The following is a 13,655-nucleotide window of genomic DNA, read 5'->3' as shown; positions in this document are numbered from 1 at the left end:
TCCCGGTTACCCCTTTATTCCCGAACGCTGGATGCCTTCCACCAGCTGATCCTCCCCGTACAGAAAAAGCAGCACCATCGGCGTCATGTACAGCGTCGAGGAGGCGAACGCCACGCCGCGCGCCCCTTCGTTAATGCGGGCCAAATAAACCGAGAGCGGCTGGCGGAACGGCTCCGTAATGAAAAGCAGCGGCTGCTCGACCATATTCCAGTTGTCCGCGAAGAGCAGAAGCGCCAGCGCGGTCATGCCCGGCTTGACGATCGGCAGCACGATGTGCCGGAATGCCCGGAAATGGCCGGCTCCGTCGATTCTCGCGGCTTCCAGATAAGGGTCCGGGATTCCGGCCGTGAACTGACGCATCAGAAATACCCCGAATGCCGCGAATACGCCGGGCCATATGATGGCGCCGTACGTTTGAAGCAACCCGAGCCTATCCGCAATCAAATAATTGGGGACGAGCGTCACTTGAAACGGCATTAGCATCGTCAGCAGGTAGACGAAGAACAGGCCGTCGCGGCCGGGGAAGGCCAGCTTCGCGAACGCATAGCCCGCCAGCGTACCGATCGCCGTCTGTCCGATCAGAATCGGCAGGGCGAGCCGGACGGAATTCCAGAACAGATTCAAAAATTTCGATTGGAGCAGCAGCACCTCCGCGAACGGCTTCAAGGTTACCCGCTCCGGTATCCAGCGAATCGAGACCCGCTCCGTCGGCATCGCCGCTGCGTCGGCATCCTCCGCATCCACGGCATCCTCGCCGTCCAGCGCTCCGTAGTGATGCGCGATTTCCCGTTCGGACATCAAGGCGTTCGTGACCGTCAGCGCGACCGGAAACAGCGCGAGCGCCGAGAGCAGCAGCAGCAACGCGAGCTTCATGGCAATCCGCGTCCGGTTTGCGGCCATGTTCATTCCTGCACCTCCCATGCACGGCGCTCCGCTCGGAACAGCACGAATACGGTCATGCCGATCACGAGCGACAGCAGGACCGCCGCGGACGTCAATTTCGAATAATCCAAGCTCTGAAACTGGTTGTTCATGAAATGCTGCAGCGTATAAATGGCATCGTTCGGATAAGCGCCGGCGACCACGTAGGTCTCCCGGAACACCTTGAAGGAGCCGACGATCGACATGACGGCGACGAAGAACGATACGGGTACGAGACCCGGCCACGTGATCGACCGGAACCGCCGCCACCGTCCCGCTCCGTCGATGGAAGCCGCCTCGTACTGCTCCGCCGGAACGCTCGCAAGCCCCGCCAGGAACAGGATCAGGTTGTAGCCGGCATTCTTCCATACGTATACGGCCAGCATGACCGCGAACGACCACCGGCTGTTCATCCAGTCGACCGGCACATAGCCCATTTTCGCCGCGAGTCCGTTGATGGCGCCGTTCCAATGGAACAGCGCCTGCCAGACGAGCGCGATGGAGGCGACCGGCACGACGAGCGGCAGCAGGAAGACCGTGCGGAACGTCCGCCGCAGCGGCATGGCCCCGATCAGCAGCAACGCCAGTCCAAGCGAGACCGCGAACAGCACGGGAACGCTAACGCCGGCGAACGCAACGGAATTGCCGAAGGCTTTGCGGAACGATGCGCTTTCCCAGAGCTGCCTGTAGTTGTCCCATCCGACGTAATGCCCCTCTATCGGCGTATCGACGAATGAATAATAGACGACCGCGCCGAACGGGACGACATAGAACAACAGAAACCCCGCGAGGCTCGGCCCCAGGAAAGCCAAGACGGCAGCGGCCTCCCGGCAGCATGAAGCGCGAAGCTTCGGCAAGCGAATTCCTCCTCTCCTCGTCCTGACAGCGGACGCCAATCAGCATAGCCCGCTTCTGTGACAACCGTGTGACAAGCCTCTGCGTGACAAATCGCCTCGCCTCCCGCTACAATATGGCTAATCAAAGGTTCGCGAAAAGCGCGGGCGCGGAAGGAAGATGTGCATGAACAAGACGGTGCTGATCGTCGAGGACGAAGCGAAATTGCGGGAGCTGATCGCGGATTATTTGGACGCCGAAGGGCTGGCTTGGCTGGAAGCGGCGAACGGAGACGAGGCGGTTGCCGTATTTCGCGAGGCGTCGCCGGATCTCGTCATTCTCGATATCCTGATGCCGGGGCTCGACGGCTACGACGTCTGCGAGGCGATCCGCAAACAGTCCGACGTGCCGGTGCTCTTCCTGACGGCCAAGAGCGAAGAGGAAGACGAGCTGCTCGGCTACGATCTCGGCGCCGACGATTACATGACCAAGCCCTTCAGCCCGAAGCTGCTCGCGGCGAAAGTAAAGGCGCTGCTGCGGCGATCCGAGACGGTAAGGTCCGAGCCGCCGGAGACGGAAGGCGCGTGCATCGTCGCGGGCTGCCTGCGCATCGACGTATCCGGCCGGGAGGTAGTGCTGGACGGAACGCCGCTGTCGATGTCGCCGAAGGAATTCGACCTGCTGCGCTACTTTGCCGATCACCGGAACATCGTCCTCAGCCGCGACCGGATCTTGGAGCATGTATGGGGCTATGATTACGAAGGCGATTCGCGAACGGTCGACACGCATGTCAAAAGGCTGCGGCAAAAGCTCGGCGCACGCGCGGATTGGATTTCGACGCTGCGGGGCAACGGCTATCGCTTCACGGTGACGCCATGATGGCCTTTCGCAATTCCATCGCCTTCCGACTGTTCGCGGTCACCTTCATCGTCATCATGCTCTTCGCGGGGCTGCTGCTCGCCCTGCTGGCCGGCGGGTTCCCGTCCTTCTACGAGCAGCGTCAGAAAAGCGACGTCGCGGCCGAATTCAAGCAGCTCGGCAAACGTTACGCCGCCCAGGAATCGTCCGGCGGCAAGCCGGGAATGCCGGCGTACGTCACGCAGTTCGACAGCGACTATTACGCCAAAACCGCGGTACTCACGGTCAGGGACGGCGTCGTGACGACCGTGCTGATGAGCGGGAGCTCGCCGAAGCAGTCGGTGTTTTTTCAGGGCGGGATCCACGGACTCGACGGTCCGGACGGTTCGGAGATGATTCTCGTGCCGAATCCGCCGCTTCCTTCGGAGCTGGCGGGGATCTCGGCGGCGGTGCAGGAATGGACCAAGAACGAGGACGAATCCGGCAAGGTGCTGCGCGGCGGACACACCGTCGTTTACCGGTCCGGAGCCGGCGGCGGAACGACGACGCCGAAGCAGCTGATCGCGGTGACGCCCGTATCGAGCGACGGCGCCCGCAGCGGAACCGTCCTCCTGTCGGTCTCGTCGCTCCAGCCCATCACGCATGCTGCAGCCGTCTTCAAGGGACTCTCCCTGTACGTCTTCGGCGCGGCTTTCATCTTCGTGCTGCTGCTGGCATTCGGCTACGCCACGATCATTACGAAGCCGCTCATTCGGCTGAACGCGCTCGCCGGCCGGCTGGCCCGGCTCGATTTCGATGTCCGTACCCGGTGGAGGCGCAAGGACGAAATCGGGGAACTGGCGCGGACCTTCGATTTTCTCGCCGATAATTTGTCCGGGACGCTGGAAGAGCTGCAGACGGCGAACGAGAAGCTGCGCCAGGATATCGAGCGGGAGAAGCGGCTGGAACGGATGAGGCGGAGCTTCATCGCCGGGGTGTCGCATGAGCTCAAGACGCCGCTCAGCCTGATCGGAGGTTATGCGGAGGGATTGAAAGATAACATCGGCAGCGGCGCCAAACGGGAACGTTATGCCCAGGTCATTCTCGAGGAGACGCGCCGAATGGCGGCCATCGTAGGCGACATGCTGGACCTGTCGCATTTGGAGTCGGGACAATATTCGCTGCGGCGGGAGGCTTTCTCCGTGGCGGAGCTGTTGAACGGAGCGGCGGACCGGGCCGCCGCGCTCGGCGAAGCCCGGTCCGTCCGCGTGTCGGTGGACCTCCCTCCCGGCGAAGAGGCACGGATGACGGCCGTCGCGGACCGATTCCGAATTGATCAAGTGCTGACCAACTTGGTTACGAATGCAGTACGCCATGCGCCTGACGGCGGAGCGGTAGAGCTCCGCGCGGCGGCCGTGGATGACGAATGGCAAATCGTCGTGTTCAACGAGGGAGAGCCGATTCCGGAGGAAGAACTGCCCCGCATCTGGGGGCAGTTTTACCGCATCGACCAGGCGCGCAGCCGCGAGAGCGGCGGAACGGGCATCGGCCTCGCGATCGTGCGGCAAATCCTTGAACTGCACGGCAGCCGCTGCGGCGTGCGCAATGAGAATTCGGGGGTCGCGTTCGCCTTTACGCTGCGCCGGGCAACATGATCCATCGGCCCGCCTTGGAAGCCCGCAGCCGTTCATACATACCTGCTGATCGCGCGCCGGGATTCGTTTCGTTACTTCGGCACGGGCGCGCGGAACAGTTTCGTGTTACGATGTGGAAGAATAAGGACGAGGGAGATGGGACAAATGAGTGTTGGTTTTCAAACCGTTCAGGATGCGCTCGAAAATTATAAGTCGGCCATTTACGAGCAGGATGCGGCGAGATTCTTAGCGACGTTCGCTGCGGATATCCATATTTACGATTGTTGGGAAAGCTGGGCATGCACGGGTATTTCCGCGTGGAAGGAAATCGTGGCCGCGTGGTTCGCCGGACTGCGCGAGGAAGGCGTTGTGCTCCGAACCGATTTTGCCGACCTCGTCGTGGAATCGAATGCGAATCTCGCTTTCGTTCGCTGCGCCATTACCTTCGCTGCCTATAATAAATCCGGAGAAAAGCTGCGTGAAATCACCAATCGATTCACGTTCGGACTCCGAAACGAACAAGAATCCTGGGTCATCGCGCATGCGCATTCCTCGCTGCCGATCAGCTTGGAAACCGGCAAGGGACTATTCGACGTCAGGTGAAGAGCCTGCCTTGATGGCTACCGTTATCCTGCTTATTCTCAAATGACGCTGGCCGTGGAAAAGGTCCTGCGCATCCTAGATGAGAAGCACATGACGGACCTATCCCTGAAGGAGTACGCCGATCTGGTTGGCGTACAGGGAGAACAATGCATAAAGGAACCGGACACTTCCGGGGCATGGTCCTAAAACGAACAAGAAACAGCCTGCTTCCGCGTCTAGGCGACGCTCGGCAGGCTGTTTCCTATTCGATGGCTATTCTCCTTCCCATTTTCCTTATCTGCGTGACTACGAACATAATCGGAATATATCCATAAATAAAATAAAGTCCGACGTCCGAATAAAACTCGGAAATCCATCGATATATGCTGCGGTCCTTCAAAAAATAATCCAAGATCAGGATTCCGACCAGAAAAGCAAGCAAGCTCGCACGCGGTTTGATCCGAAAAACGTTTTTCATTCCACGGCATGCGGCCCATAAGCTTAAAGATATGCCTGATAAATTTTTTAGCAGCCACAATGAAATCGCTAGATATTCTACTCGCTGGAACACGGGTCCCTCGATAATCTTGAGCATATTAAGCGTTGGCCAAGAGATTTGGCGCAGCTGCCCTTCACTGAAATACATAAACGTGATGATAATGATCATCAAATACAATAAGGTAACAAAAATCACCATCAAGTGAGCCCATTTTTGAGATTTTGCCGGTGATTTAATGAAAGGGTAAAAGAGTAAAAGGGCTTCAAATCCTAGGAATTGATAGATCATGCTTTTAGAAGAGAGCAATATGTCGGATGCTGAATGGTTAAAAAGAGGCATCAAGTTTTGCGGATGTAAATACGGCAAAACTGGCAAATTCTCTGGAATAATAAAAATAAGCGACATTAGGAATCCCAAAAAACTTAGTCCGGTAACGGACCGGAACCCGCCTGAGACGGTATAGTAGATAAGCAGCATCAAAATGGTGCTTATGGGTAAAATTTTCATCGATGGAAACATCCAGACTTGAATCACTTCAATATAGGCTTTGAATTCAATATAAGCGCCGAAAAAAAAATAAAGAACGATTGCGAAATTGATTATGCTCCCTGCGATTTTCCCGAAATAGGTATGGTTGATAGCAGTTATATCTAGACCTTCTGGATTAGAACGTAAAATTTTATAAATCATCCATACGATCAAATGAATGCTGATCCCTACGATAACAACAGAAATATAAGCATTATATCCGGCATGTTCGGCCAATTCACGTTGGAAATTCAGAACTCCGACCCCGACCATGCTGACATACATAAGAGGAACAATTAAGAAGGGAGATATTAAGTGTTTTTCGTCAACAGCATTATTCATTTACGAAACACCTCACTAAACTGTTCTTCCAAACATCGTTCAACCACTGCCAGTATTAGCGATTTTAACCTGAACGCTTACCGTTGTTTTTATTTCTTGATAAATTTTTTCAAAATCTTGGGCATTCCAATTCTTAGACCGACTTCTTATTAAGTCTCCCAAGCCGACTGGATCAACCTTATTTTCCTTCAATCGTGAAAGGAATTTTTCAATTTCTTTTTTCAAATACGAACCCATCGTTTTTTCAAGCCGCGTAAGCTGCTCTTCCGATCTCACATCCACCCAATCCGGGACATTCTGAAGTTCCGTCACCAATTTCAACCGAATTGAAATCGAAGGGATTAGATGAACGTTGTTCACCATATAGTTTGCCTTTGAATGCATGCTTCTCAATAAAATAAAATCTTCACCCTGATTGTTTGTATTGTTTGATGCTTTTCCTGCAAGTGGAACCGTGTAGCTTCCATTCTTCGAGTTCTGAATCAGCATTTTTAATAAGAAAGCGTCCTTCAAGCTAATTTCGGTTATCATTCGATCACTTCTGAATAAAGCCAGTCCATCGATTTTTACTTCTCCGTGACCGCCGCTTCCCGCAGCTCCTTCCCGCCCTATTTTAAAATACGGTAAAAACATGTCTCGTCCTTCACCGTAATAATTAAACAGGGATACATGAAGGTTCATCAGCGGTAAATTTCCGTTTCTCATGTTTTGTTCAATCATATCCGATAAAAAAAACGGTTCTTGGGTTTTTGTGGTGATTTCCAACAGTTCCGAAGCGTCCCGCTCCACGACTCCAAGCTGAAGCCGCGATGAAAATTTAGGATCGCGGAGTAAATGATGGATTACAGTCCCAATCCCTTTTTCTGCACTCGTTTTTCCGAATAACACCATCCTCATCTGTCCCCTTTCAAGGGGATCGTTTGTCTGCGTATTCAGTCGTGGCAGAGAAAGATAAGACTTGGATTCCGTATGTAAAACTTCCAGATCTGTTTTTCCCTGTTCTTTAAAGTGAGAAATTAGAACAGCGGTTTTTTTGCCTTTCGCAACGGTATCAAAGCTAATTGCATGGACAAGACAAATCTGATTCACGATTTTTTGATCGGTACAAGCCGATAAAACGGTACACAAAATGATAACCAGAAAAATTTTCCTCCTATTCATAATGGCCCTCTTTCCATCATTTATTCTTCATCAAGGTCATTTTTCTGTTTAACTGGTTTGTTAGGCAAATACTTAACTGAAGATTTTGGTCTTAAATGTTGAGGTCTTTTATTCAGAATTTGAAAGGATGAACGTATAAAACTGTCTTTAAGTTCCGCAATCCTTAAAGGAAAAATCGGAACAACGTAAGGAGAGCCTAATGATTTTAAACGAATAATATGGACGAACAGAAAACCCACCCCGATAAAGATGCCAATTCCCCCCCAAATCGCGGACAGAAAGATAATAGGAAAGCGTAAAAACCGTATCGCATTTGACATCTTATATATCGGTGTCGTAAATGAGGCTAAAGCCGATAGCGCGACAAGAATCAGTAAAATATTGCTTGTTAAAGCTGCTTGGACCGCAGCTTGACCGATAACGATTCCTCCGACAATACCTAAGGTTTGGCCGATTTTTGTTGGTAATCTGGCCCCTGCTTCCCGAAGGAATTCAATGGTTATTTCTAAGAAAAGCACTTCAAAGAAGGGCGGAAACGGAACGTTTTGTCTGGAAAACATAAGGGGGCCCAGCAAATCTTTTGGAATGACTTCATAATGGTATGTGGTTATCGCAACATACATTGACGTGGCAAACACCGAAAACATGACACCAAAGATTCGAATCAATCGAAAAAAAGAACCTAATATCCATGGCAAATAATAATCTTCCGGGGAAATAAAAAAATCAAACAATGTAGAGGGTCCCGTAACACAATAAGGTGATCCGTCGCTAAGGACCGCGACTTGCCCGATACTAATTGAATACACCACTCGTTCCCTGCGTTCCGAGGATACAAACAATGGAAATGGCGTCCAAGAATTGTCTGACATGATTTGGTCCAGTGTGGACGAATCAAACACGACATCGTAATCAATATCAGTAAGCCTTTGCTCAACAGTTTGAATCGTCTGTTCATTTGTCAGCCCATCGATATAAATGATTGCGACTTTCGTTTTTGAAGTTTTGCCAACGATAATTTCTTTTATGATCAAGTTGGGGAGATTGATTTGTTTTCTTAGCAAACCGATGTTTGTATCCAGGTCCTCTATGAAACCGACTTTAGGGCCGACGACGCTAAACTCGTTTTCCGTCTCATTAGTTTTTCGCATTCCATGATTGTCGGCTAAATTAACCAACGCACACTTTTGATCGTTTTCATGAAGTTGAACGATCGCATAACCTTTCAGCAGTTTGGATTGAATCGTCGTTAACTCGTCGGTAATCTCTATATCATTAATGGGAATCCAAGCCTTAATATCCTCGATGTCCTTGATTTCGGAATCCAATGCGCGATTTTGCAACACAAGAATCAAATGCTGCTGCATCCACTTCGCATCGATTAAGGTACTATAATAGAAAATACTCACTTCTTGTTTACCAAGTGAAATTACGGTAGTCTTAAAGTCACTCGATTGACCGGATAATTTTAATAATTGATCGAGGTTTTTAAATTCTTTTCTCATTGCGAATATCCTTTCTAGATAAAATTCCCAAATGTTCATTATGATGCCATGTTATTTTTCAGCAAGAAACTCTATATTATACATGGGCGGAAATACATTAAATTCCGAGACTCTATGATGGAGAAGCCTAGGATGCATGGACATCATGATCCTTATAAAACAGAATGATTGGACAAAGACTTCTATTAGATCGAGCTACCTTTTTTGAAGATGGAGGGATTGTTACATGGAGAAATACCAAATAGATAAATTATGGTATTTATCTAAAATCAGCATTTTCGAAGAAATGACCAGTGAAGAAATGAAGGAAATTGATTTACTAAATACCATTCGCCATTTCAATTGGGTCCCGAAGGACGTATTGGTTCAAAGTCCTGATACTGTTCTCGAAGGACTTTCTTTCGTCAAAGAAGGCAAGCTTAAGGTATACAAATTAAACGACAGTGGAAAGCAATTCACGCTAAGTATATTGACTCACGGAAACATGTTTGGGGAAATCAATTCCCTCTCCCTTGGTACTAAAGAGGTGTACGTTGAAGCCCTGGAACCAACACTGGTTTGCTCGATATCCGAAGCACAATTCGACCGGCTTATGATAAGTAGACCGAGTCTGGCGTTGAAGCTTCTAAAAGTGGTCAGCGAACGTTTGAAGGAAAGAGAAGAACAGTTAGAACAAATTGCATTTAACGGTCTTCGCGAACGGGTCATTCATATGTTGACGATGCTTAGCTCGAAATTTGGTACCATTGTGGATGGTTATGCTTTAATCGATCTCCCTCTTACGCATCAAGAGATTGCTAACATGCTCGGTGTAACTCGGGAAGCCGTCAGCGGGGTCATGAGCGGGCTCGTGAAGGACGGAGTCATCAAAACGTCTCGTAAGTCTATTCAGGTAAATGCCGCGATTCTAAATCGCCCGCAATGACGACGTCAATTTGATCGCAACGTTAATCCGTCTTGTATAGTGCCAAAAGGAGATTTTGCGGGACCGGTTTCAACATCAAATGGGACATATAAAAACGACCGGAGGCGCGCCTCCGGTCGTTTTTATATCTGATAGGCGATATGGAGCAGATTTTAACTGCAAGTGCTGTCCGGCCATCCCCGCTTCCGGATCGATTAAAAATTCACGAAGAAAAGGTTTTAAATAACGCTCTTAACTCTTGAAGGATAACATCCTGATATTCGTTGCTAACTTGATAGAGCTCGCCGATCTCCCGGTAGGTTTGATTCAATTTCTCCTTATAGTCGGCTTCCTGTTTATCTGGATTGTTTTTTTTAAACCGATCCATCACGGCCTGAATATAGGCTGGGCGCGCTCCCCATCTGCCTAGAACATCTCCGGACGCATTCAAGAAAACCGCGATCGGCTGATTTCGCCCGCCATCCGTGAGAAAGAGATCCATGGTTTCCAGATGCTCTTCCATAAGCAGCACTTCAGTCGAAATGCTGCTCTGCTCCATCACCCGAAACAGCAAGGGGACGTTCCAGATGACGTCCGGACACCAATCTGTGCATAGAATCAAACAGTGCAGGTCGGAGCGATTGTTTACGGCGGTAAAGAATATTTTCTGATCTTCTTGCGCCCATGTGAAATTCTCGTAAACGGCGAGGAACTGCTCTTTGGTATTCAGGATATTACTGGTTTCCATCGTCCGATTCTGCATACCGTCCATGAACTGTCGAGGTGAAATCCCTTGACCGATTTTGTGCTTTAAGTTCAATCGTGCTTCCATTTCTTCACGCACCCTCTTCATTATTTTCGGGATACTGCGGACTGCGGATCTCATAAAACTTAATTCTTCGAATAATTTCATTTCACTATGAATCATGCCATGGCCTTGCTTCAGCTATTCCCTGATAGCTTGATTATAATTCTAAAAAAAGCGGAGTTCTGTAATATAGATGACAGATACCGCTTCTGTTGGCATGGTAATCTTTAATCTATACTGCCAAGCAAACGCGAGAGGAGAATAGGGATGAAGAACAGGGTTTCTAAATGGGAAAGAAGCTTGAAAGATGAATTTGATGCACTCCAGGCTCGTAATATGTCGCCGGATGCCGCGGAGACTTTTGCCAGATTGATTCAGGAGCTTCGAGATCAGGGTGCAGGCAAAGGACTGAACATCGGAGACAAGGCTCCCGAATTTACTCTGGGATGCTACGGGCAAACTCGTTTCATTATATGAAGAACTAGCCAAGGGCCCTGTCATTATCGTGTTCTATCGGGGTGAATGGTGTCCGTACTGCAATTTGCAATTGAAGGCCTATGAGCGCATCATGAACGAGATAAAAACTGCCGGCGCTCAACTGATTGCCATTAGCCCGCAAACACCGGATCATTCGCTTTCCATGAAAGAAAAACATGAACTGAGCTTCTTCGTCCTTAGCGATACGAACAACAAAACCGCGGAAAACTACAATCTTAAATACAAGCTGCCTGACTTTCAGCAAACCCTTCAGAAAAGCTCTGGCATTGAGCTGCATCAATTTAACGGTGACCATACATTCGAGCTTCCTGTAACGGCCACATATATTATCGATAAGAAAGGAAACGTCATAGCCGGTGCTTCAGAAATAAACCATAGAACGCGGATGGAACCGGCCGAAGCCTTAGAAAAAGTCCGTTCGTTGCAATAATGGTATTGCAACGAACGCAAACTCGAAGGTGATGGAACGACGTGGACGGTAAGATGTCATTTACGAAGGAAATGAGCCGAATTGAAAAATAATTTCATTGAATACTGTCTAAACAAAAAAGGAGCGATAAAGGATTATCCCTCGGGACCCGATCCAATCGCGATAAAAATTGCAGGTAAAATATTCGCGCTTTTTTTTGAGAAAAAAGGATACTTGGTCCTAAAATGCGACCCGGTGATTGCGGAAAACTTAAGAGAGCAGCACGAGGACGTTCGCCCGGGGTATCATATGAATAAACAGCACTGGAATACGATTATTCTCGAGGGTTCTTTGCAAGAGTCGTTTATCTTTGACATGATCGACCACTCTTACGATTTGGTTGTCGAAAGCCTTCCTAAGCGCATCCGGGCGTCTATTTAATTTTACATCCTTTGGATACGCGATTCGTAAAGCTTAAGAGCAGCTTGGGAATGAGGTTATGAATACAACCATGATTTATATTCATATTGGACAAGAAGGTCGCGAGGCGTCCGTAAATAAAGCCGATAGCTAGCCCAGGCGCCGCTCTCCCCTCTTCTCTCCATTATTAAGCCAACCGAAATCCCGCATTCCTAATTGGAAGCGGGATTTATTTTTCGTTGAATCGTGACGAAGTACCGCAAATAGGGGTTTGAACCCCGCTAAGTAATAAGACAACGAGTAGCGGGACTGTGACGCAGATGGAGCTATCAAAAAAAATCCCTCGAGAGGGATTTTTCGCGTTCGGCGCGTTACCAGGCCGCGGCAAGCTTGACAGCCTGTTCCTTTGCTGCCCTGACGATCTCTTTCGAGCGCTCCGGTTGAAAATCATGACCTTCCACGTACAGCGCTTGTACGTCTTCAATCCCGACGATGCCGAGCACCTGACGAAGATAGGGATGGCTGTGATCCATAGCCGCTGCCGGCCCTGTAGAGTAAATTCCGCCGCTAGTCTGGATATGCAGCGCTTTTTTGTCGCGCAGCAGGCCGACCGGTCCGCGTTCCGTGTAATGGAACGTTTTCCCAACGATGACGAATGCGTCGATGAACGCCTTGAGCCGAGGGGGAATGCCCCAATTCCACATGGGAGAGACGAACACGTATTTATCGGCGCGCATCGCCATTTCGGTCATGTCGTTAAGGGCATTCACTTTCCGCTGTTCCGCGGGACTCAGCTCGGAGAATTCCAGATGCTCTTTTCTCAATTTCTCCCAGGCTCTCACGACATCGCCGTCGACCGTCTGGAACGCTTCTTGGTTGACATCGAATACACGTACGTAGTCGTCCGGATGAGCTTCCCGATAGGCTTTAAGAAACGCCCCGCCGACCTGCAGGCCGACCGAATGCTCCGGCGACTTTGGAGTAGCGGTAATGTACAATAATTGCTTCATGCTGCTGCTGCCTCCTAGGTTAAATCCTTTTAAGAAATATCATGTTATGTTTATCGCCACTCCACAATCTCATCGAGAGGTTGTCTTGTTTGTGGACGTTTGGGATCCTTTTGACGATAGCCGAAAGCGACCATACAGGCTACTCCGAAATCGTCGCCGTTAATGATACCCTCATTTTGTAAAATAGCGGTCAGCTGCTTTTTATCAAAACCTTCGATCGGACAGGAATCAATGCCGATTTGAGCCGCGGCTGTCATCATGTTTCCCAATGCGATATAGGTTTGTCTGATTGACCATTCAAAAATGAGACGGTCGTTGTCTTCGAGTTCTGTTTCGGCGAAGTACTTGTAGAAATCGTACCAATCTTGCACAACTTCTTCAGGCATATGATGAATGTCTTTCCACATTTTGTTCACGTGAGCCGAGTCAGGCCGTAAGTCTTCTTCTCTTCTGGCTAATATAACTACAAAATGGCTGGCAGTGGGCAGTTGTCCCGTGGCACCGCCGGATACAGGTGTTAATTTTTCGCGAAGGGCTGCATTTTGAATCACGACAAACTTCCACGGCTCAAAGCCAAATGAACTTGGAGACAATCTTCCAGTCTCCAAAATAAAGTGAAAATCTTCATCCGAAATCTTTCTATTGCTATCAAATGCCTTGCAAGCATGTCTGAATTGGTAAGCTTTTAAAATTTCTTGTTTTCGACTCTCTGTTCCTATCATGTGGAATCAACCTTCCTTTGGTGGATTGATGTCATTTAAAC

At 49.5% G+C, this 13,655-nt stretch carries 15 protein-coding genes; 7 read left to right on the top strand and 8 right to left on the bottom strand.

All coding sequences use genetic code 11. The features are described 5' to 3' along the window. Window positions 1-6 precede the first annotated feature (6 nt). Both GT003_RS01585 and GT003_RS01580 read right to left on the bottom strand, forming a co-directional pair. On the bottom strand, window positions 7-906 hold the full coding sequence (locus GT003_RS01585) for a carbohydrate ABC transporter permease (RefSeq protein ID WP_239565650.1): 900 nt from the start codon (window positions 904-906) through the stop codon (window positions 7-9). After that, the gene (locus GT003_RS01580) at window positions 903-1,778 is read right to left on the bottom strand and encodes a carbohydrate ABC transporter permease (protein WP_161693704.1); all 876 of its coding nucleotides are present in this window, start codon (window positions 1,776-1,778) and stop codon (window positions 903-905) included. The genes GT003_RS01585 and GT003_RS01580 overlap by 4 nt, the downstream gene beginning before the upstream one ends. A 163-nt stretch (window positions 1,779-1,941) precedes the next feature. On the opposite strand from GT003_RS01580, the gene GT003_RS01575 reads away from it, so the two are divergent. The 3 genes from GT003_RS01575 to GT003_RS01565 all read left to right on the top strand — a co-directional run bounded on the left by GT003_RS01575 (window position 1,942) and on the right by GT003_RS01565 (window position 4,829). Beyond that, window positions 1,942-2,634 (top strand): response regulator transcription factor, encoded by a 693-nt coding sequence (locus GT003_RS01575; protein ID WP_161693702.1) that lies wholly within the window; start codon window positions 1,942-1,944, stop codon window positions 2,632-2,634. Continuing rightward, complete coding sequence (locus GT003_RS01570) at window positions 2,634-4,247, top strand: sensor histidine kinase (protein ID WP_161693700.1); 1,614 nt, start codon at window positions 2,634-2,636, stop codon at window positions 4,245-4,247. The genes GT003_RS01575 and GT003_RS01570 overlap by 1 nt, the downstream gene beginning before the upstream one ends. A 144-nt stretch (window positions 4,248-4,391) precedes the next feature. Next, entirely contained in the window at window positions 4,392-4,829 is a 438-nt protein-coding gene (locus GT003_RS01565; protein ID WP_161693698.1) for a YybH family protein, read from the top strand. A gap of 241 nt (window positions 4,830-5,070) precedes the next feature. Here GT003_RS01565 and GT003_RS01560 read toward each other — a convergent pair whose 3' ends face one another. The 3 genes from GT003_RS01560 to GT003_RS01550 are packed head-to-tail and all read right to left on the bottom strand — an operon-like array spanning window position 5,071 to window position 8,843. Beyond that, entirely contained in the window at window positions 5,071-6,177 is a 1,107-nt protein-coding gene (locus GT003_RS01560; protein WP_161693696.1) for a GerAB/ArcD/ProY family transporter, read from the bottom strand. A 39-nt stretch (window positions 6,178-6,216) separates the two neighbouring features. Beyond that, a complete protein-coding gene (locus tag GT003_RS01555; RefSeq protein WP_161693694.1) occupies window positions 6,217-7,338 on the bottom strand; it encodes a Ger(x)C family spore germination protein in 1,122 nt (373 codons plus the stop codon). 20 nt (window positions 7,339-7,358) lie between these two features. Next, a complete protein-coding gene (locus GT003_RS01550; RefSeq protein ID WP_161693692.1) occupies window positions 7,359-8,843 on the bottom strand; it encodes a spore germination protein in 1,485 nt (494 codons plus the stop codon). A gap of 226 nt (window positions 8,844-9,069) precedes the next feature. Between GT003_RS01550 and GT003_RS01545 the strand changes: the two genes are divergently transcribed. Continuing rightward, the gene (locus GT003_RS01545; RefSeq protein WP_161693690.1) at window positions 9,070-9,768 is read left to right on the top strand and encodes a Crp/Fnr family transcriptional regulator; all 699 of its coding nucleotides are present in this window, start codon (window positions 9,070-9,072) and stop codon (window positions 9,766-9,768) included. A gap of 202 nt (window positions 9,769-9,970) precedes the next feature. Here GT003_RS01545 and GT003_RS01540 read toward each other — a convergent pair whose 3' ends face one another. Beyond that, window positions 9,971-10,579 (bottom strand): thioredoxin family protein, encoded by a 609-nt coding sequence (locus GT003_RS01540; RefSeq protein ID WP_161693688.1) that lies wholly within the window; start codon window positions 10,577-10,579, stop codon window positions 9,971-9,973. A 243-nt stretch (window positions 10,580-10,822) separates the two neighbouring features. Between GT003_RS01540 and GT003_RS01535 the strand changes: the two genes are divergently transcribed. From GT003_RS01535 to GT003_RS01525, 3 genes are all read left to right on the top strand, one after another. Continuing rightward, complete coding sequence (locus GT003_RS01535) at window positions 10,823-11,032, top strand: hypothetical protein (RefSeq protein WP_161693686.1); 210 nt, start codon at window positions 10,823-10,825, stop codon at window positions 11,030-11,032. Between the two features lie 28 nt (window positions 11,033-11,060). Then, window positions 11,061-11,483: a peroxiredoxin-like family protein gene (locus tag GT003_RS01530; RefSeq protein ID WP_338045863.1), complete on the top strand. Its 423-nt coding sequence runs from the start codon at window positions 11,061-11,063 to the stop codon at window positions 11,481-11,483. 81 nt (window positions 11,484-11,564) lie between these two features. Beyond that, window positions 11,565-11,903: an MmcQ/YjbR family DNA-binding protein gene (locus GT003_RS01525; protein WP_161693684.1), complete on the top strand. Its 339-nt coding sequence runs from the start codon at window positions 11,565-11,567 to the stop codon at window positions 11,901-11,903. Between the two features lie 350 nt (window positions 11,904-12,253). Here the strand turns inward: GT003_RS01525 and GT003_RS01520 are convergent, their stop codons facing one another. Both GT003_RS01520 and GT003_RS01515 read right to left on the bottom strand, forming a co-directional pair. Beyond that, entirely contained in the window at window positions 12,254-12,892 is a 639-nt protein-coding gene (locus GT003_RS01520) for an FMN-dependent NADH-azoreductase (RefSeq protein WP_161693682.1), read from the bottom strand. A gap of 50 nt (window positions 12,893-12,942) precedes the next feature. Beyond that, complete coding sequence (locus GT003_RS01515; protein ID WP_161693680.1) at window positions 12,943-13,614, bottom strand: NAD(P)H-dependent oxidoreductase; 672 nt, start codon at window positions 13,612-13,614, stop codon at window positions 12,943-12,945. Window positions 13,615-13,655 lie beyond the last annotated feature (41 nt).

Origin of the sequence: Paenibacillus sacheonensis (genome assembly GCF_009909195.1) — a bacterium.
In the GTDB taxonomy this organism is placed as follows: Bacteria; Bacillota; Bacilli; order Paenibacillales; family Paenibacillaceae; genus Paenibacillus_Z; species Paenibacillus_Z sacheonensis.
The sequence above is the reverse complement of the archived record's forward strand: the minus strand, read 5'-3'. Positions and strand labels throughout refer to the sequence as shown.

What these genes read in the sequence shown, in the direction of transcription:
- GT003_RS01585 (WP_239565650.1), bottom strand. Translation starts at nt 906, where the DNA reads ATGAACATGGCCGCAAACCGGACGCGGATTGCCATGAAGCTCGCGTTG.
- GT003_RS01575 (WP_161693702.1), top strand. Translation starts at nt 1,942, where the DNA reads ATGAACAAGACGGTGCTGATCGTCGAGGACGAAGCGAAATTGCGGGAG.
- GT003_RS01570 (WP_161693700.1), top strand. Translation starts at nt 2,634, where the DNA reads ATGGCCTTTCGCAATTCCATCGCCTTCCGACTGTTCGCGGTCACCTTC.
- GT003_RS01565 (WP_161693698.1), top strand. Translation starts at nt 4,392, where the DNA reads ATGAGTGTTGGTTTTCAAACCGTTCAGGATGCGCTCGAAAATTATAAG.
- GT003_RS01560 (WP_161693696.1), bottom strand. Translation starts at nt 6,177, where the DNA reads ATGAATAATGCTGTTGACGAAAAACACTTAATATCTCCCTTCTTAATT.
- GT003_RS01555 (WP_161693694.1), bottom strand. Translation starts at nt 7,338, where the DNA reads ATGAATAGGAGGAAAATTTTTCTGGTTATCATTTTGTGTACCGTTTTA.
- GT003_RS01550 (WP_161693692.1), bottom strand. Translation starts at nt 8,843, where the DNA reads ATGAGAAAAGAATTTAAAAACCTCGATCAATTATTAAAATTATCCGGT.
- GT003_RS01545 (WP_161693690.1), top strand. Translation starts at nt 9,070, where the DNA reads ATGGAGAAATACCAAATAGATAAATTATGGTATTTATCTAAAATCAGC.
- GT003_RS01540 (WP_161693688.1), bottom strand. Translation starts at nt 10,579, where the DNA reads ATGGAAGCACGATTGAACTTAAAGCACAAAATCGGTCAAGGGATTTCA.
- GT003_RS01535 (WP_161693686.1), top strand. Translation starts at nt 10,823, where the DNA reads ATGAAGAACAGGGTTTCTAAATGGGAAAGAAGCTTGAAAGATGAATTT.
- GT003_RS01520 (WP_161693682.1), bottom strand. Translation starts at nt 12,892, where the DNA reads ATGAAGCAATTATTGTACATTACCGCTACTCCAAAGTCGCCGGAGCAT.
- GT003_RS01515 (WP_161693680.1), bottom strand. Translation starts at nt 13,614, where the DNA reads ATGATAGGAACAGAGAGTCGAAAACAAGAAATTTTAAAAGCTTACCAA.